Source organism: Halovivax limisalsi, from assembly GCF_023093535.1.
Lineage (GTDB): Archaea > Halobacteriota > Halobacteria > Halobacteriales > Natrialbaceae > Halovivax > Halovivax limisalsi.
Genome location: NZ_CP095757.1, coordinates 545,520 through 565,553 on the forward strand (window position 1 = coordinate 545,520; position 20,034 = coordinate 565,553).

8 protein-coding genes are annotated in these 20,034 nt (G+C 65.6%); 5 read left to right on the forward strand and 3 right to left on the reverse strand.

What is annotated here, in order from left to right:
- Positions 1-3: 3 nt before the first annotated feature.
- A complete protein-coding gene (locus tag MXA07_RS02380; protein WP_247730457.1) occupies positions 4-1,212 on the reverse strand; it encodes a thiamine ABC transporter substrate-binding protein in 1,209 nt (402 codons plus the stop codon).
- Positions 1,213-1,658: 446 nt separating this feature from the next.
- On the opposite strand from MXA07_RS02380, the gene MXA07_RS02385 reads away from it, so the two are divergent.
- The 4 genes from MXA07_RS02385 (at position 1,659) to MXA07_RS02400 (ending at position 5,081) form a co-directional block, all read left to right on the forward strand.
- The gene (locus MXA07_RS02385) at positions 1,659-2,858 is read left to right on the forward strand and encodes a tryptophan--tRNA ligase (RefSeq protein WP_247730458.1); all 1,200 of its coding nucleotides are present in this window, start codon (positions 1,659-1,661) and stop codon (positions 2,856-2,858) included.
- A 150-nt stretch (positions 2,859-3,008) separates the two neighbouring features.
- Positions 3,009-3,380 (forward strand): hypothetical protein, encoded by a 372-nt coding sequence (locus MXA07_RS02390; RefSeq protein WP_247730459.1) that lies wholly within the window; start codon positions 3,009-3,011, stop codon positions 3,378-3,380.
- Positions 3,381-3,560: 180 nt separating this feature from the next.
- Positions 3,561-4,274 carry a hypothetical protein gene (locus MXA07_RS02395; protein WP_247730460.1) on the forward strand — a complete coding sequence of 238 codons (714 nt, stop codon included), beginning with the start codon at positions 3,561-3,563 and terminating at the stop codon, positions 4,272-4,274.
- A 237-nt stretch (positions 4,275-4,511) separates the two neighbouring features.
- The gene (locus tag MXA07_RS02400; RefSeq protein WP_247730461.1) at positions 4,512-5,081 is read left to right on the forward strand and encodes a KH domain-containing protein; all 570 of its coding nucleotides are present in this window, start codon (positions 4,512-4,514) and stop codon (positions 5,079-5,081) included.
- A 133-nt stretch (positions 5,082-5,214) separates the two neighbouring features.
- On the opposite strand, the gene MXA07_RS02405 is transcribed toward MXA07_RS02400, so the two are convergent.
- Together MXA07_RS02405 and MXA07_RS02410 are read right to left on the reverse strand one after the other, a co-directional pair.
- Complete coding sequence (locus MXA07_RS02405; RefSeq protein WP_247730462.1) at positions 5,215-11,355, reverse strand: outer membrane protein assembly factor BamB family protein; 6,141 nt, start codon at positions 11,353-11,355, stop codon at positions 5,215-5,217.
- Between the two features lie 251 nt (positions 11,356-11,606).
- A complete protein-coding gene (locus MXA07_RS02410) occupies positions 11,607-17,822 on the reverse strand; it encodes a beta-alanine-activating enzyme beta-propeller domain-containing protein (protein ID WP_425492187.1) in 6,216 nt (2,071 codons plus the stop codon).
- 356 nt (positions 17,823-18,178) lie between these two features.
- Between MXA07_RS02410 and thsA the strand changes: the two genes are divergently transcribed.
- Positions 18,179-19,843 (forward strand): thermosome subunit alpha, encoded by a 1,665-nt coding sequence (thsA, locus tag MXA07_RS02415; RefSeq protein ID WP_247731693.1) that lies wholly within the window; start codon positions 18,179-18,181, stop codon positions 19,841-19,843.
- Positions 19,844-20,034: the final 191 nt, after the last annotated feature.

The following is a 20,034-nucleotide window of genomic DNA, read 5'->3' on the forward strand; positions in this document are numbered from 1 at the left end:
GCGTCAGTGGCCGGTTCGGTCGCGCGCCCACTCGTCGACCCACCCGTCGAGGTTACCCCGGAGGCGGTCGTAGCCGACGGTCACCGCCTCGGGCGGTTCGTGGGCGTACTGCTCGAACTCGTCGTCCAGGTCGACGTGGCCCGAACTCACAGCGGGGAACTGGACGTTTCGCTGGGCGATCTCCGCCTGGGCCTTTCTCGAGAGGACGAAGTCCAGAAAGGCGTAGGCCAGGTCCGGATTCGACGCGCGCTCGAAGATGCCCATTCCCTCCGGGTTGGCGTAGCCCTGGCCGTTCGGGAAGGCGATCTGGTGGCGGCTCATGTCGTGGCCCTCCGCCGAGGCGAACACCTGGTCGGTCGAGTACGAGACGATCATCGGGCGCTCTTCTTCCATGTAGGCGCCGTAGTAGGAGTCGCTCCAGTCGTCGAGGATGCGGACGCCGTTGTCGTCGAGTTCGTTCCAGTACTCGAGGTAGCCGTCCTCGCCGAAGGCGTCGATCGTCCACAGCAAGAACGCCTGGCCCGGATCGGACGTCTGGGCGTTCTGGGCGATCAGCGCGTCCTCGTAGGCCGGCTTCGTCAGGTCGTCGAACGTCTCGGGTTCGTCGACGACGGTCTCGTCGTAGACCAGGCTGATGTAGCCGGTGTCGTAGGGGAGCACGCGGCCGTGGGGATCGCCCATGTCGAGTCCATCGCGAATTCGGTCCGCTTTGGAGATGCGACCGACGTCGAGTTCGCGAAAGAGGCCGCCCTCGTCGAGGGTGTCGTCGATACGAGCGAGGTCGTCGATGTTGAGTCCCAGGTAGACGTCCGCGTCGAGCGACGCCTCCCGCTCCTCGAGCTGGATGTAGTGGTTGAGCCCGTTTTCGGGCGTCTTCCACTCGATCGTCGCGTCGGGATAGTACGTTTCGAACGTGTCTGTGAGCCAGGGCCCTGCGGGGTCGGTCCCGTCGATCATCGAGTCGTACGTAGCGATCGTGAACGTCCCGGATGGGTCGTCGGCGCCGTCGTCCGTTGCATCCGATCCCCCGTCGCCTTCGTCGTTCGTCCCGGTCTCGCCGTCGGATTCGTTCCCGTCCGCTCCATCGGAACCGTCGGCTTCCGAGGGATCGGACTCGCCGTCCGACCCGTCGTCGCCGTCGCGTGTCAGACACCCGGCGAACCCCGCGATCGTCCCGCCGCTTGCTGTTCCGAGAAACGTGCGTCGTCTCATTACTCTGTTGTTTCACCCGGTGGTCTTAAGGAGCAGGATTTAGATCCCATCTCGTCAGTCTCATCCGACATTGCGAACCCCACGCTCTCGCATCATCTTCGATACCGACGCCAGCCGAAGTCGATTTTCTGAACGACTTCGACTCGTGGGCGGGGACGAACCTGTCCAGACTGATCCGCTGTCGCAAGGTGCTGTACGGTCCGAATTCCCGGTTACGGTCGACCACCGAAACGATTAGGGCCGACCGGTTCCTACACCCGATTGATGTACTCCGCTCTCGGCTGGCGCTGGCGCCGTCCACCGAGAGCGGACAGTTTCGACGCCGCCCGCGTCGCGGCCTAACCCGGCGGGTGTGGGGTCGATCGCTCCCTTCGTTCTCCCGCGAATCGATCGCCGAGTGACCACGACCCCACAGCCACGTGGCTGTCAGCAACTCAGCCGACCAGATGCCACACCAGCCCGAATCCACACCGACCGACGCACAGCCGCAAGAATCGTCCGAGACCCACGCACCGACCGCCGCCGCTGACGGAACCGACTACGCGAAACTGATCGACCAGTTCGGCGCGGACCCACTGACCGACACCCAGATCGACCGCCTCCCCGACCATCCGGCGATCCGCCGTCGCACGTTCTACGCCGGACGAGACGTCGATCGCTATCTCGCCGCCGCCGCAGCCGGCGACCCGCACGCGATCGTCACCGGCGTCGGGCCGTCGGGATCGCTCCACCTCGGGCACGTCCTCCCGCTGTACCTCGCGAAGCGCTTCCAGGATGCGACGGGGGCGACGGTCTACCTGCCGCTGTCGGACGACGAGAAACTGTTCTCTCGAGATCTCGACTTCGAGACGATCGGCGAGTACACCCGCGAAAACCTGCGCGACGTCCTCGCCGTCGGGTTCGACCCCGAGCGGACGCGCATCGTCGTCGACACGGCCGACGCGGACGTCATCTACCCGATCGCCGCCTCGCTGGCCGCGCGCCTCACGCCGGCGACGGTCGAGGCGGTCTACGGCGAGTCGGACAACGTCGGCATGGGCTTTTACCCCGCGGTGCAGGCGACGCACCTCCTGTTGCCCCAGCTCGTCGGCGGTCGCCAGCCGACGCTGGTCCCGATCGCGGTCGACCAGGATCCCCACGTCCGCGTCTCTCGCGACCTCGCGGACGCGGAGGCCCTACCCGTCGAGAAACCGGGTGCCCTTCTCAGCCGCTTTCTGCCAGGACTCGACGGCCCGGGGAAGCTGAGTTCCTCCGACGACGCCCCGACGATCGAATTGACCGACGACCGGGCGACGGTGGCCGAGACGATTCGGACGCACGCCTACACCGGCGGGCGGGCGACGGTCGCGGAGCACCGCGAACGGGGCGGCGACCCGACCGTCGATATCCCGTTCCAGTACCTGCGCTACCTGTTCGAACCGGACGACGACGAACTCGCCCGAATCGAGCGGGCTTACCGGGAGGGCGACCTCCTCAGCGGCGAGCTGAAGCAACTCGCGATCGACCGGATCGCGGACGTTCTGGAGGCCCATCAGGTACGACGCAAGGCGCTGGGGAACCTATCTGACGAACTGGAGCCCTACCGGTTGACGGCGGCCGAACGCCGACGCGCGCTCGACGCGGCAGGCGTGCCACAGGCGCCGTAGCCGACGCCAGCATTGCGATCGATAGTCACCGACACCGGACACTGATCACCGCACCGCCACCAGTCCGAACTCGATCCGGCTGATCTCGCTCAACCGGTGGCTATTAGATCGGGCACCGATCACCGTAATTTACGTTCGAGGCTCGAAACCATGATGGGGCTGATTCAACCGGTGGTGTTCCTCGCCCTGGCGTGTTTGGGCTCGCTGATACTCGCCGATACGGTCGTCCTGTGGCGCGACTTCGGGTCGGCGACTCGGATTCTACTGGGACAGTACGCCGGAGGCGGAGTCTGCTGGCTCGCGATCGGGGCCTGGGGATTGGTGACTGATGCGTCGTTGATCACGCCGATCCCGGGGCCGTGGGCGGAGCACGAGGCGACCGAGCTGGTCTCGACGCTCGGACTCGTCGCGATGCTGGTCCAGCTGGGTCTGGTGGGTCCTCCGAAACGGCATCTGGATTTCGATCGTAGCCCGGCGATCGAGACGTTCAGGGACCGTCACTGCCGAGGGCGGAACCGGTAACGCGTTCGTCTCTCTGTGAGGCGTTCGTGCGACGCCCGATCGACATCCAGTTCCACACGCGCCCCGGTCGTGTGCCGTCTCAGTGAGCCGTCGGACGGCGGTGTTTGAGCGACACCCTACCAATTACTGTTACGATCCTCCACAAGACATAATTAGTAACCCGATGTAACGGATAGTGGTATGCAATCGAATGACAATACTTCACTGGAAGATGGTGATGCGGAAGAGATTACTCCGCCGTGGCCGATCAACCTGCAGCTGACCGGTGAGGTAAACGGCGTCGACGTGACAGTACGTGGCGAAGGGCGGATTCGAACCGAAGGAGTCTACGAGGTAACGCTCAATTTCGATCGGATCCCCTCGGGCCTCCATCCGTCCATCGTCGCGACGTACGGCGTGAGCTGCTGCTGTTCGGCCCAGGCATCAACGCGTAACGGCGCGAAGAACATGATCGACATGGGGGCGACGGAGTACGTTGCGACCCGAGTGCTCTCGATGGGCGACGACGAACTCACGATCGAGGGAAATTCACTGGCGAGAGAAGAGTGTCTCGAGCTCGATCTCGAAATCGGCGGGACCGTGGACTTGCCCGAGGATATGCCAGGACACTCGGCGTACTACGTCCGGCTGGAGCCGGACGGCGAAGACCGACTCGTCGGGTCCGGAGCGGCAACCCTCTACCGCGAGTCGGGTGAACCACTCACCGCGGGGGTCGACTCGACGTACGACCTCCACCCAGCGGACGTTCCAAACCCCGTTTCCGAACCGCAGTACCGGGTCGTGACTGAAGACGGCGAACTCGACGGGAACACCTACAACACGCGCATTCACTCCCTTCTCGAAGGTGAAGACCCGATCGCGTTACTCGGGGATCGCGAGCCGAAGTTCGCGTAGCGAGGCTGACCAGCGGCGGCACGATCGAGCGTTGGAATTTGTCGTCAACATCGATTCGAGAGCGCAATCGTTGAGCACGCCCCTCGACTGGCAGGTCCTCATCGATATCGCACCCGCCGAGATCGAAGCCGGAGCGCAAGGGTCCCTTTCGAGGCTGTCCGATTGGGCGCGCTCGAGAGCAGCAAATCGCCTCCGGGCCGTCCAAGGGCTTAACCCGGTTCGACGAATAGATCCGGTATGCAGCACGTGAAGATTCCGCAGGACCGCATCGGCGTCCTCATCGGCAGCGGCGGTGAGACGATGCGCGAGATCGAGTCGGCCGCGGAGGTCAGACTCGACATCGACTCCGAGAACGGGTCGGTCGCCGTCGACACCGTCGGCGACCCCGTTCGCGGCTTGAAGGGTCCGGAGATCGTCCGCGCGATCGGCCGCGGATTCGCCCCAGAGGACGCGCTGGCCCTCCTCGACGACGACCTGATGATGCTCGACGTGGTCGACATCGACGCCGCCTCGCGCAACAAGAACGACATGAAGCGCCAGAAGGGTCGCCTCATCGGCGAGGACGGGCGCACTCGCGAACTCATGGAGGAACTCTCCGGCGCATCGGTCGTCATCTACGGCTCGACGCTGGCCGCGATCGGCACCCCCGAGGAGGTCGACGTGGTGCGCACGGCCGCCGAGATGCTGCTCGAGGGCGCGCCCCACGGGACGGTGTACTCCTACCTCGAGGACAAGCACAACGAACTCAAACACCGGGGGCTGGACTACCACCGGTATCCGGGCTCGGGCGCGGAAGAAGAGGTCTAGGCGGCGCGAGCACCCAAGCCACGTTTGACGTACTCCGTTCGTCGGTCCGTTTTGCGAATCCATTTCGAGCCGGCCAGCGACTGCCGGCCGAACTCGCATCGGATCGGACCGGCTGACTCGCCAGCCGGCGCTTTCAGGCCCCGATCCCGACGATGGCCTGGTGAATCGCGGTGACGTCCGCCGGCGTGATCTCGCCGTCGTCGGTCAGGTCCGCGCAATCGGCGTCGAATCCGGATGGATCCAGTCCCGCGATGTGTCGCTGCGTGAGCGTCGCGTCGAGCGAGGTGACCTGGCCGTCGCCGTCGACGTCGCCCGGGAGCGCACAGCCGGCAGCGCCGATTTCGACCGCGGCGGTGGCCGAATCGTCGTCGCTTGTGACGGTGACGTTGCCCGCTCCGTCGTCGCCGGCCTCGGTGCTCCAGACGAGTTCGCGCTGGGTCGCGTTCCCCGGTTCGAGGTCGACGGTCGCGGTGTCGACGACCGTCCCGTCGAAGTCCGCGAGTTCGATCTGCTGGGCGATCGTCTCAGCTCGAACCTGGGTTTCGTTCCCCACGGCCTCAACTTGCACGTCCACGACGAGATCCTCGCCCGCGGTCACCGGGGAGTTCGTCCCGAGGATCTCGACGGCGAGTGTTGGCGGTTGCTCGACCGCGACGGTCTCGACCGCCGTGTCTCCGCTCGTCTCGACGATGGCGGAGACGGTGCCGACGTCTTCGCCCGTGGGCGTCCAGGAGAGTGCGATCGTTTCGTCCGTCCCGGCGTCGATCGCGACCGATGCGTTGTCGACGACGGCGTGTCCGATCGCGAGCGAGATCGGTTCCGTCGCGTCGGTGCCGCTCGGGTTCGCGAGGGTCGCGTTCACCGTGACCGGTTCTCCCGGGGCGACCGTGTCGGGGACGGCCACCGATTCGAGGGCGACGTCGACGGCGAGTTCGACCGATCTGGACGTCGGATCGTCCGGATCGACGGTAATCGGGATCGTCGACGCAGCGTACCCGGGCGCCGCGACGTGAAGCGTCCGATCGCCGGTCCTGGCGTCGACCGTGACCGTCCCGTCGGCGTCGGTGCGAGCGCCTTCCCCGTCGACGGCGGCCGTCGCGTTCTCGATCGGCGCGCCCGTCTCGTCGGTGACGGAGACCGACACGGGCCCGCGCTCGGGCACGATCGGGCCGACCTCGTCCTCGTAGCCGATCGTCGACCGGTCGCCCTCCGTCGCGTCGGCTTCGACGACGAACTGGACGGGATGCCCCCCGAGCTCGCCGTCGAGCGTCAACGAGACCGACTCGTAGGTGGACTCGTTCCGGCCGGTGCCCGCGAGTTCGACGGTCGTGTTGGCGTACTCGACGGTCGCGTTTCCGTCCGCCCCGGCGTCGAACGCCCGGACCGTCGCCGTCGTGCCGATCGGTCCGCGATTCGAGACGTCGACCGTGGCGACGACGTCGTCCCCGTCCTCGACGTAGCGGACCGGGCCATCGATCGCGAGGTCGGCGTCGAAGAACTCCGTGCTGTAGGTTCGCTCACCGAACGTCGCGTGCGCGAGTTTTCGGTCGGGGTCGAGGACGACCGCGTCCGCGAGCGAGTGATTCATCTCGGCGAGATCGACCGATACCTCGGTCGTGACCGACTCGTTGACGGGGACGCGATCGACGGTGAGGTTCGCGATCGCGCCCGTGCCGTCGTCGACGGTCAGGGGCACGTCCGTCGCCGCGGCGGTGCCGGTGTTCTCGATCGTGACCGCGACCGTTCCGTTGGCGGCCGAACCGACCGCGCGTTCGGCGTGTCCCTCCGTCGACTCGGTCTCGCCGTCCGCGACGCTCGCCGTCACGTCGGTGATCGAGAGATCCGCGGTTCCGGTCGTGACGGAATCGCTCGTCGAGAGCCACTCCTCGTCGGGTTCGGCGATCGCAGCGGCCTGCTGGCCGTCGCTCTCCAGGGCAATCTCGTACTGACCTCCTTGGTCGGCGACGGTTTCGAACGTGCCCGAGGCGGTCTCGTTGACGCCGAGCGGGCCGACGGTCTGGGTGTCGAGGTCGGTCGTCGCGTTCGAGAGAACGACCGACAGCGGTTCCTCGCCGTCCGCAGCACCCGCGTTGGTGACCGTGTAGTCGATCTGGATCGATTCGCCGGGGGTCGCATCGTCGGGCCCGTCGGCGGTCACGTCGTAGGTGGGGGCGAACGCGCGGTCGGCGACGAAGACGTCGTCGCGACTCTCGTTGCCGAACTCCTTGGCCGCGTACGCGAGGGAGAATTCGCCGTCGCCGAGCGCCGCATCGGTGTGCCACAGCGTGAGGTTGTTCTCGGCGCCGCCGGCGATGCGCTGATCGCTCGCCCACTCGCCGTCCTGGGCGACGCGGTAGACGAGATCGCGCCGGTCCTGGTGTTCCGGTCGGCCGCGGTAGGTGAGCAGCGTGGTCTCGTTGTCGACGGAGAGCGAGAGTTCGTCCACGCTGGAGATGTTCGCGGCGAACGAATCGACTCCCGGACCCGTTCCGTCGTCGTAGTGAAGCGTCGGATCGGTGGTGTTGCCGGTGACCCAGGCGACCTCGCCGGCGTCGGTCGCGTGATCGACGTAGGTATCGAGCTCGCGGCGTTCGGCTTCTTCGAACCCATCGCCCGAAACGGTGCCCCGGACGAGCGCCGATGGCGGTGCGGAGTCGGCGCTCGCGTTGCGTTCGACGTAGGCCAGGTCGAAGCCGTCCGGCCCGGTGCCAACTGCGGGATCCGTCGCGTCTGCGATCTCGCCGCGTTCGACGATCGCGTCGCCGTCGGTGAGCGCGTACTCGACGGATCGGTCGGCGACGGTACTCGTATTCGCGTCGGCGTCCGCCTCCCAGGCGACGAGCCATCGGTCGTCACCGGACGGACCCTCGCCACCGGCGACGACGGGTTCGAATCGCAACGCGTCGCCGTCGGTCACCACGTCCAGGTCGGACCAGGATTCGCCGTCGTACTTCGAGAGGGCGATCTCGTAGTGCGGGAAGACGTCCTCCGGCTCGTCGAACTCGCCTTCGCTCACGTTGGCCGTCACTCGCTCCCAGGCGGCGAGTGAGTCGGTGCCGTCGGCGCCCGCGGCGACGACGGGCGTTCCGTCGTGTCGGTCGTCGTCCGTCACGTGGGTTGTCTCGCTCCAGCCCGACCCGTCGTGGGTGCGGAAGACGACGTCGTTTCCGGCTTCGGTCGATTTGTTCTCGTGGTGTGAACTCCAGACGACGAGTTGGCCGGTGGCGGTATTCGTGATCGACGGTTTCGTGTCGTCGTACGGCCGATTCGTCAGGCGATCGATGTCGGTGTTGGCGTCGGCGGCCAGCGCGATTCGGTCCTCGCCGGCCATCCGGCTCTCGTCCACAGTCGGAACGTCGGGGACCGGCGCGGTTCCTTGCGGGTCTTCGACTCGCCACTCGGATTCGTCGGTGACGATCCACCGTGGCGAGTTCGTGCTCGAAGGATAGCTGTACGATTCGGAGAGCAGCGTGATGTCGACCTCCTTCTCGAAGACCGAGGCCGAAACCGTCCCGGCGACGGTGAGATCGACGTCGCCCGAAACGATTTCACCGGGTTTTTGATCGAAGATGTCCGGCGAGACCGTCCCAGTTCCGGTTCCGGTCGCCGAGACTTCGGCGACTTTGGCGTCGAATGCGGTTTCGCCGCTGAGTTCGACGCCGCCGTACAGGTTCTGCAGGTCGAACTGTTCGCCACGATCTTTTCCGACCTCGAGGCCGAAGAGGCCGCCGGCGAACATTTCAAATCCTTGCTGGCCAACGACGGGGAAGTCGACCCCGAACTCGAACGTGCGTCCGCCCTTTCCGTCGATCGGGATCGACGCCGACTGGAATCGGAGTCTGGAATCGGCGACGATCCGTGGGTTTGATTCGGCCATGATGGCGACGCCGCTGACCTCCGTCTCGGACTCGAACGTCGGGCCGAGTGCCCACTCGTGGTCCGGGAAGCGGTACTCGGCGTTCGCACTGATTTCGAGGTTCGAACAGAACTCGCAGTTCCACGGCGTCAGCGGCCCGAGCACGTTCGCGTGTTCGTTAAAATCGACGACAGTGACGTTGAATATATCGACGGTACCCTCGGCAGTGGGATCGGTAAAGACGTTCTCGTGATCGCGTTCGACCAGGTCGCCACCCACGCCGAGGACCCACTGGAGCCACTGTGGGGTATCGTACGCCCGCAACCACCGCCCGTTCGTGACGGTGCGCCCGCCGGCGCCCGTCGCCGTGATCGTGACGGTGTGGCCGGATCCGCCGTCCGCGAGGTGTGACAGGGAGTGAGTGTCGGTTATCCACCGATCCGGATCGTCCGGGTCCTGGGACGCCTCGAACGTCTGGCCGCCCACGTCGACGGTGACGGATTCGACCTCGCCGACCGACTCGGTCCTGACTTCCCAGGCGTTTTGCAGGCCGAATCCGGACACGTACGTGCTGTCGAACATGTCCTCGACGCTCGTGATCGCGAGTTCCGTGTCGGCGATGGCGAGATCCGTTTCGATCGTCTCGCCATCGACGGTCGCGGTCACGGTGTACTCGCCCGGCTCCTCGTAGGTGTGCGTGACGTCGGTCCCGCCCGCGGTGTGTCCGTCGCCGAAGTTCCAGACCACGCTGTCGGCGTCCGAATCGAGACACTGCTCGAAATTGAGCCGTTTGAACACCTCGTAGTCGTCGGGATAGACCTGGATGGCCTCGCCGGTGCAGATGAACGTCTGGGTCGTCCGCGTGTACGAACCGGTAAAGAGGACGCCGCGGGACTTCGTGGATCCGTCGTACTCGGTAGAAACGACGTAGAAGCCGGGATCAGGGTCGGCGCCCCACCAGCCGTCGCGTCCGGTCGTCGACTGCTCGATCACCGTTCCGCCGAACGTCTCGAGCGAGACGACCGCGCCCGACAGCGGATTCCCGTCCGCGTCGAAGACGGTCCCCTGGAGCGGATGGGTGTACCCGGCCCAGCCGTCGTGGTGGCCGAGCGTGCCGGAGTTCACCCGGGAGCCCTCGCTCGAGCCGGACGAGAACGCCGAAAACGCTCGAACTGACCCGTCGTTACTGCCGACGTAGACCGTTCCGTCGACGACCGTCGGCGAGGAGTCCGCGACCTCGCCCGAATCGTAGGCCCACACGTGATTGCCCGTCTCCGCGTCGAGTGCGTACAGGTAGCCGTCGAGGCTGCCGACGTAGACCGTCCCGTCGGCCACCGTGGGCGAGGAGTAGACGTATCGCCCCGTCTGGTAGCTCCATTCCCGGTTGCCGTCCTCCGCGTCGACGGCGTACACGGACTTGTCGTAGCTGCCGAAGTACACCGTTCCCTCGTGGACGGTCGGGGACGACGTCACGGTCTGGCTCGTCTCGTAGTGCCACTCCCGTTCGCCCGTGTCCGCATCTAGCGCGTACAGCCCGGGCGCGTTGGGCTCCATCGGTGCGTTGTTCGTCGGGACCGTTTCGTCGGTTGCCCCTTCGAGATTCGTCCCGCCCCCGACGTAGACGGTCCCGTCGACGACCGTCGGGGACGACCAGACGAACTTGCTCAGTTTCTCCGATCGCCACTCGAGTTCCCCGTTCGACGCCCGAATCGCGTACAGGTAGCCGTCGCTGTTCCCGATATACACCGTTCCATCCGATACCGTCGGCGACGAAGGCGTCCACGTGCCCGTGTCGTACGCCCACCGCTGGGTTCCCGAATCGGCGTCGAGCGCGTAGACGTACCCGTCGTTGCTGGCGACGTAGACCGTTCCGTCGAGAACGGTCGGTGACGACCCCACCGGATCACCGGTTTCGTAGGCCCACTCCTGCTCGCCCGTCGCCGCATCCACCGCGTAGACGTTGCCGTCGAAGCTCCCGACGTAGACCGTCCCGTCGACGACCGTCGGGGAGGACTCCATCAGGCGGCCGGTTTCGAACGCCCACCGCTTGGCGCCGGTGTCCGCGTCGAGCGCGTAGAGGTGGTTGTCCCTGCTGGCGATGTAGACCGTTCCGTCGACCACCGTCGGCGACGAGATGATCCGGCTGCCCGTCTCGTAGGCCCACTCGTCGCGGTGTGGCGTGTTCGATCGGTTGGCGTCCGACGCGTTCTCCGGCTGCCCGGTCGGACGCGTTCGCCGCACGGTCCGGTCGTCCGAATCAGTGTCCGCGACCGAGTCCGCGCCGGTTCCGACACCGGGATTCACACCGGCCGGGTCCTGTTGTGCCGTTCCAGCCCCGACAGCGACCGCAACCGCGCCGCCCAGAAACAGCAGCGAGCAGAGGACGAGAACCGCCACGACCCGCTTCGAATCTACCATAATTTTTTACCTCACTACCACACACGAACGAGATAATCTATTTACAACTTACGAATCTGATTTTCCACGATTAGATATTGATACTACCCTATAATTGAGCGATTATATCGGCCCTTCCTAACGCGGACGGCGTCCTTCGAGCGGGAGGCGAACGGTGTCTGGACGAGTGCGACCGGGAGAGGTGTCGGAGCGGAGTGAGACGGCACCCGAGGCGATCGACCACACGTCGCCGGTGGACGGCAGTGGCGTTCTCAGTGGCGGGCCCCGACGATGGCCTGGTGAATCGCGGTGACGTCCGCCGGCGTGATCTGGCCGTCTCCGTTCACGTCCGCACAGTCCTCGTCGAAGGGTTCGGGGTCGAGGCCGGCGACGTGCTTTTGAGTTTTGGTCGCGTCGAGCGAGGTGACCTGGCCGTCGCCGTCGACGTCGCCCGGGAGCGTACAGCCGGCAGCGCCGATTTCGACCGCGGCGGTGGCCGAATCGTCGTCGCTTGTGACGGTGACGTTACCCGTTCCGCCATCCCCAGCTTCGGTTTGCCAGACGAGTTCGCGCTGGGTCGCGTTCCCCGGTTCGAGGTCGACGGTCGCGGTGTCGACGACCGTCCCGTCGAAGTCCGCGAGTTCGATCTGCTGGGCGATCGTCTCAGCTCGAACCTGGGTTTCGTTGCCCACGGCTTCGACTTGCACGTCCACGACGAGATCCTCGCCCGCGGTCACGGGCGAGTTCGTCTCGAGGATCTCGATTTCGAGGGTCGGCGGCTCCTCGACCGTGATCGGCTCGGTCACCGACTCGGTGCTGGTTTCGACGGTGGCGTCGACCGTTCCGACGTCGGCGTCGGTCGGCGTCCAGGAGAGTGCGACCGTTTCGTTCGTCCCGGCGTCGAGCGCGACCGTCGCGTTGTCGACCACGCCACCCTCGATCGCGAGCGAGACCGGTTCGGTCGCGTCGGTCTGACTCGGATTCGAGAGCGTCGCGTTCACGACGGTCTGCTGCCCGGCAGTGGCCGTTTCCGGCGCGTCGATCGAGACCAGCGCCACGTCGACGGCGAGTTCGACCGACAGCGACGTGGGTTCGTCCGGATCGATCGAGATGGCGCGCGTCGACTCGGCGTACCCCGGCGCGACCACGCTGAGCGTCCGGTTGCCGGTCCGGGCGTCGTAGGTCGCGTTGCCGCTTGCATCGGTTCGCGTCCCTTGGCCGTCGACGAGGACCGTCGCGTTCTCGATCGGCGCGCCCGTCTCGTCGGTGACGCTGACCGACACGGGCCCGCGCTCGGGCACGATCGGGCCGACCTCGTCCTCGTAGCCGATCGTCGATCGATCGGCCTCGGTCACGTCCCCCTCGGCGACGAACTGGACGGGATACCCCTCGAGATCGCCGTCGAGCGTGAGCGCAACCGACTCGAAGGTGGACTCGTTCGCGGCCGTGCCCGACAGATCGACGGTCGCACTGGCGTACTCGACGCTCTCGTTGCCGGTCGGGTTCGCTTCGAGCGCGCGGATCGTCGCCGTCGTCCCGATCGGTCCGCGGTTCGAGACGTCGACCGTGGCGACGACGTCGTGCCCGTCCTCGACGTAGCGGACCGGCCCGTCGATCGCGAGATTCGCGTCGAAGAACTCGGTGCTGTAGGTTCGCTCACCGAACGTCGCGTGCGCGAGTTCGCGGTCGGGATCGAGGACGACCGCGTCCGCGAGCGAGTGATTCAGTTCGGCGAGATCGACCACTGCTTCGGTCGTGACCGACTCGTTGGCGGGGACGCGATCGACGGTCACGTTCGCGACTGGCCCGGTTCCGTCGTCGACGGTCAGGGGCACGTCCGTCGCCGCGGCGGTGCCGGTGTTCTCGATCGTCACCGCGACCGTTCCGTTGGCGGCCGAACCGACCGCGCGTTCGGCGTGCCCGTCCGTTATCTCGGTCTCGCCGTCCGCGACGCTCGCCGTCACGCCGGTGATCGAGAGGTTCGCGGTCCCAGTCGTCACGGAGTCGTTCGTCGAGAGCCACTCCTCGTCGGGTTCGGCGACCGCAGCGGATTGCTGCCCGTCGCTCTCCAGTGAGATTTCGTACTGACCTCCTTGGTCGGCGACGGTTTCGAACGTGCCCGAGGCGGTCTCGTTGACGCCGAGCGGGCCGACGGCCTGCGTATCGAGGTCGGTCGTCGCGTTCGACAGGACGACCTGTAGCGGGTTTTCGCCGTCCGCAGCGCCCGCGTTGGTGACCGTGTAGTCGATCTGGATCGATTCACCCGGCGGCGCATCGTCGGGCCCGTCGGCGGTCACGTCGTAGGTGGGGGCGAACGTACGATCGGCGACGAACACGTCGTCGCGACTTTCGTTACCGAACTCCTTGGCCGCGTAGGCGAGCGAGAACCCGTCCGTTCCGAGCGCCGCATCGGTGTGCCAGAGCGTGAGATTGTTCTCGGCGCCGCCGGCGATGCGTTGATCGCTCGCCCACTCGCCGTCCTGGGCGACGCGGTAGACGAGATCGCGCCGGTCCTGGTGTTCCGGTCGGCCGCGGTAGGTGAGCAGTGTGGTTCCGTCGTCGACCGAGAGCGAGAGTTCGTCCACGTTGGAGATGTTGGCTGCGAAGGAGTCGACTCCCGGACCCGTTCCGTCGTCGTAGTGAAGCGTCGGATCGGTGGTGTTCCCCGTGACCCAGGCGACCTCGCCGGCGTCGGTCGCGTGATCCACGTAGGAGGTGAGACCGTGGCGCTCGTCCTCCTCGAACCCGTCACCCGCGACGGTTCCGTGGACGATCGCCTCCGGAGGCGACGATTCGGTGCTCGCGTTGCGTTCGACGTAGGCCAGGTCGAAGCCGCCCGGACCGGTGCCAACCGCGGGATCTGTCGCGTCTGCGATCTCGCCGCGTTCGACGATCGCGTCGCCGTCGGTGAGCGCGTACTCGACGGATCGATCCGCGACGGTACTCGTATTCGCGTCGGCGTCCGCCTCCCAGGCGACGAGCCACCGGTCGTCGCCCGACGGGCCCTCGCCACCGGCGACGACGGGTTCGAATCGCAAGGCGTCGCCGTCGGTCACCACGTCCAGGTCGGACCAGGATTCGCCGTCGTAGTGCGAGAAGGCGATCTCGTAGTGCGGGAACGTGTCTTCTGGCGAGGAGAAGCCTTCCTCGCTGACGTTTGCCGTCACTCGCTTCCAGGCCGCCAGCGATTCGGAGCCGTCAGTACTGCTGGCGACGGCGGGCGTTCCATCGTGACGCTGGTCGTCGGTGATCCGGGCGGGTTCGCTCCAGCTCGACCCGTCGTGGGTGCGGAACACGAGGTCGTTGCCGGCTTCGATCGACTTGTTCTCGTGGTGGGAGCTCCAGACGACGACTTTGCCGTCGACGGTATTCGTGATCGACGGCTCCGTATCGTCGTACGGCCGATTCGTCAAGCGATCGAGATCGGTGGATGTGTCGGCGACCGTCGGGGTTCGTTCGTCGATGGCTCCCCCTCCCTCGTCGACGGTCGGAAGGTCGGGGACCGGCGCAGTTCCCATCGGCTCTTTGATTTTCCACCCGGTTTCGTCCGTGACGATTCCCCGCGGGGCGTTCACGTCGGCCGGATAGCTGTACGATTCCGAGAGCAGCGTGACGTCGACCCCCATTTCGAAGAACGGCCCGGCGACCGTGCCACTGACGCCGAGGTCGATGTCGCCCGAAACGATCTCGTCGGGATCGCGATCGAAGATGTCCGGCGAGACCGTCCCGGTTCCGACCCCCGTGGCCGAAACCGTGACGACGCTGGCGTCGAACTCGATTTCGCCGTTGAGTTCGGCCCCAGCGTACAGATCCTGCAGGTCGAACTGCTCGCCGCGCTCCTTGCCGACCTCGAGTCCGAAGAGACCGCCAGTGAACACCTCGATTCCCTGGTGGCCGACGACCGGGAAGTCGACTCCGAACTCGAACGTGCGACCGCCCTTGCCATCGATCGGGATCGACGCGGACTGGAATCGCAATCTGGGATCGGTGACGATTCGCGGGTTGGATTCGGCCATGATGGCGACCCCGCTGACTTCCGCGTCGGATTCGAACGTTGGGCCGAGGGCCCATTCGTGGCTCGGGAAGCGGTACTCTGCGTTCGTCCTGATTTCGAGGTTCGCGCAGAACTCGCAGTTCCACGGCGTCAGCGACCCGAGCACGTTCGCGTGTTCGTCGAAATCGACGACAGTGACGTTGAATATATCGACGGTGACCCTGGCGTTGGGATCGGTAAAGACGTTCTCGTGATCGCGCTCGACCAGGTCGCCGCCCGCGTTCAGCACCCAGGACAGCCACTGGGGCGACCCGTGCGATCGCAAATACAGCTGTTCGGTGACCGAATTGCCGCCGACGCTGGTCGCGGTGACGGTGACGGCGTGACTGGACCCCTGATTGGTGAGGTACGAGAGCGAGTGCGTGTCCGTCACCCAGCGATCGGGGTCGTCCGCGTCCTGCGATGCCTCGAACGTCCTGCCGCCGACCTCGACGGTGACCGATTCTACCTCCCCGGCCGACTGGGTGCGGATCTCCCAGGCGTTTTCGAGCCCGAAGCCGTCGACGTACGTGCCGTCGAACATGTCCTCGACGCTGACGATGGACAGCGTCGAATCCTCGACCGCGATGTCGATCTCGGACGATTCGCCGTCGACGGTCGCCGTGACGGTGTACGTGCCGGGCTCCTCGTACGTGTGCGACACCGTCTCGCCGCTCGCCGCAGTGGAATCCCCGAAGTCCCAGGAGACGGTCTCGGCGCCGGAATCGGCACACGAGGTGAAGGTGATCGGCTCGAAAACCTCGTACTGGTCGGTCGTGGTCCGTATGGCCTCGCCGGAACAGGAGAACGTGTGGGTCGTCCGAGTGTCCGAGCCGTCGAAATCGACTACCCGAGAGCGGGTCCGGTCGCCGTATTCGGCACTTATTCGATAGCGGCCGGGATTCGGATCGGCGCTCCACCGGCCATCCTTGCCGGTAACTATCGACGCCCGTTCCGTGGTCCCCCGCGATTCGAGGGTAATTTCTGCGCCATCGAGCGGGTTGCCGGCCGCGTCGAAGACGGTCCCCTGGAGCGGATCGGACTGTGTGTCCCTGTCGTGATGTCCGAGCGTTCGTAGTGTTACGCGCGAACCATCGCTCGATCCCTCAGTATCGGCATCGAGCGCGTAGAGGGAGCCGTCATGACTTCCGACGTAGACGGTCCCGTCCGCGACCGTCGGCGACGAATATACGTCCCCGTCGGTCTGGTAGGCCCACTTCTGGGCCCCTGTCGTGGCATCGAGTGCGTAGAGGGAATGGTCATCACTTCCGACGTAGACGGTTCCACCTGCGACCGTCGGCGACGATTCCACGTTCCTATCGGTCTGGTAGGTCCACTTTTGGGCCCCAGTTGTGGCATCGAGCGCGTAGAGGGAGTTGTCATAACTTCCAACGTAGACGGTACCGTTTGCGACCGTCGGCGACGATTCCACGTTCCTATCGGTCTGGTAGGTCCACTTTTGGTCCCCAGTTGTGGCATCGAGCGCGTAGAGGGAGTTGTCATGACTTCCAACGTAGACGGTACCGTTTGCGACCGTCGGCGACGATTCCACAGACCCGTCAGTCAGGTAGGCCCACTTCTGGGCCCCCGTTGTGGCGTCGAGTGCGTAGACGGACCCGTCAAGTGAACCGACGAAGGTTGTGCCATCAACCACCGTCGGGGACGAGGTTACGCTCTGGTTGGTCTGGAAGGACCATTTCTGGGCCCCTGTCGTGGCGTCGAGTGCGTAGACGGACCCGTCGAGCGAACCGACGTAGACGGTGCCGTTTGCGATCGTCGGCGATGACAGCACAAAGCCGTCGGTCTGGTAGGTCCATTTCGGCGCCCCCGTTGTGGCATCGAGGGCGTAGATGTCGGGAAAATTTCCGACGTAGACAGTATCGTCTACAACCGTCGGCGACGAATATACGTCCCCGTCGGTCTGGTAGGCCCACTTCTGGGCTCCCGTTGTGGCATCAAGTGCGTAGATGTAGTTGTCATAACTTCCGATGTAGACGGTGCCGTCTACGATTGTGGGTGATGATTGGATCTTGTCACCCGTTTCGAATCGCCACAACTCTCGATCCTGTTCGGTGGAGCGCTCAAAACTCGAATCGTTCTCGCCGTTTCTGGCCCGCTCCACTGCGGTGGAGCTATCCAGCAGTCTGTGGTCGCTTCCACCAAACCGTGTCGACGGTGTCCTGGCTGGTTCGGAAGCCGTCTGCCGTCGGTCGGCTCGTACAGTGCGCTCAGTCGCGGCATTCTTGCGTTGTCGTTCTACTGACGACGCAACTGGCTCGGTGGATTCAGGCTGAGCAATCGCCGACGCCGGATGCTCGTCGGTGGACAATTCCACCGCCGTAGCGTCCGAATACGAACCCGTCCCAACGGCCAGACCACTGCTGCCGATCACGAGCCCGGAACAGAGGACTGCAATGACTATTCCCCGCAACAAATGTTTGGATATTGAACTCACACATATCGGAACATTATTCGCTCCCTTAATAGTTTGGATTTTGCTATTTCAGGACTTATATCACGTTACCCGTGGCCAGCAAATGGCCCGCCGGTGAGGAACGCAACGGTCTGAACGGCTACAAACAGTCTGACAGGAGGGGAGAATACGCCCGCACCAGAAGCGCCGGCGCTTCTGGGTGGGTGGTGTTGATTCGACCGACCCGCGTTCGGGGCATCGACCGTTATAAACTCCGCTATGCCAACCGCTGACACATTCCGTGGGCGGGCCACCGGGTGTCGAATCGGCTCCGCCGCGATCATTAGATTTATATAGAATCACAATCAATCCTTCGAGTGACTATGGCTCAACAGCAGATGGGCAACCAGCCCCTCATCGTACTTTCCGAGGACAGCCAGCGAACCTCTGGCAAGGACGCGCAGTCGATGAACATCCAGGCCGGGACGGCCGTCGCGGAGACGGTCCGCACCACGCTCGGCCCGAAAGGGATGGACAAGATGCTCGTCGATTCGGGCGGCTCCGTCGTCGTCACGAACGACGGCGTCACGCTCCTGACGGAGATGGAGATCGACCACCCGGCCGCCGACATGATCGTCGACGTCGCCGAGACTCAGGAGGACGAGGTCGGCGACGGCACCACCTCCGCCGTCGTCGTCGCGGGTGAACTCCTCAAACGCGCCGAGGACCTCCTCGACCAGGACATCCACGCGACCACGGTCGCGCAGGGGTACCGCCAGGCCGCCCAGGAGGCCAACGAGGTCCTCGAGGACGTCGCCATCGACGTCGACGCCGACGACGAGGAGATCCTGAAGCAGATCGCCGCCACCGCGATGACCGGCAAGGGCGCGGAGAACTCCCGCGACCTGCTGGCCGAACTCGTCGTCCGCGCCGTCCGCACCGTCGCCGACGAGGACGGCATCGACACCGACAACGTCTCCGTCGAGAAGGTCGTCGGCGGCGCCATCGAGGACTCCGAGCTCGTCGAGGGCGTCCTCATCAGCAAGGACCGCGTCTCCGACAACATGCCGTACTTCGTCGAGGACGCCAACGTGGCCATCGTCGACGGCGCCCTCGAGGTCAAGGAGACCGAGATCGACGCCGAGGTCAACGTCACCGACCCCGACCAGCTCCAGCAGTTCATCGAGCAGGAGGAGGCCCAGCTCAAGGAGATGGTCGACGAGCTCGTCGACGTCGGCGCCGACGCCGTCTTCGTCGACAAGGGCATCGACGACATGGCCCAGCACTACCTCGCCCAGGAGGGCATCCTCGCGGTCCGCCGCGTGAAGGACTCCGACGCGAGTCGCATCGCCCGCGCGACGGGCGCCACGCCGGTCTCGAACGTCGAGGACATCACCCGGGACCACCTCGGCTTCGCCGGTAACGTCGCCCAGCGCGACGTCGGCGGCGACGACCACATCTTCATCGAGGACGTCGACGACGCCAAGGCCGTCACCCTCATCCTCCGCGGCGGCACCGAGCACGTCATCGACGAGGTCGACCGCGCCATCGAGGACTCCATCGGCGTGGTCCGCACGACGATCGAGGACGGCAAGGTCCTCCCCGGCGGCGGCGCGCCCGAAGTTACGCTCTCGCTCGCGCTGCGCGACTACGCTGACTCCGTCGGCGGCCGCGAGCAGCTCGCCGTCGAGGCCTTCGCCGACGCGCTCGAGGTCATCCCGCGCACCCTCGCGGAGAACGCCGGCCTCGACCCCATCGACTCGCTGGTCGAACTCCGCAGCGACCACGACGCCGGCGAGACCGGCGCCGGACTCGACGCTTTCACCGGCGACACCATCGACATGGAGGCCGAGGGCGTCTACGAACCGCTTCGCATCAAGACCCAGGCCATCGACTCCGCGACCGAGGCGGCCGTCATGCTGCTGCGCATCGACGACGTCATCGCCGCGGGCGACCTCGCCGTCTCCGACGACGACGAGGGCGAGGACATGCCGGCCGGCGGCCCGGGCGGAATGGGCGGCGGCATGGGCGGCATGGGCGGCGGCATGGGCGGCATGATGTAAACCGAACTTTTCCGCTGCGGGCGCGGCAAGCCGCGCCCTCGGGAAAACTTCGATGAAAAGCACTCCTCCTTCCGTTCCGGGCGCGTAGCGCCCGTCACATCGTCGTCGGCCCGCTCACTCGGCCTTCGGCCTCGTTCACGGAGAACGCAATCGCTCGGACTCGCGGTTTCACCGCTCGTTTACTCGCGGTT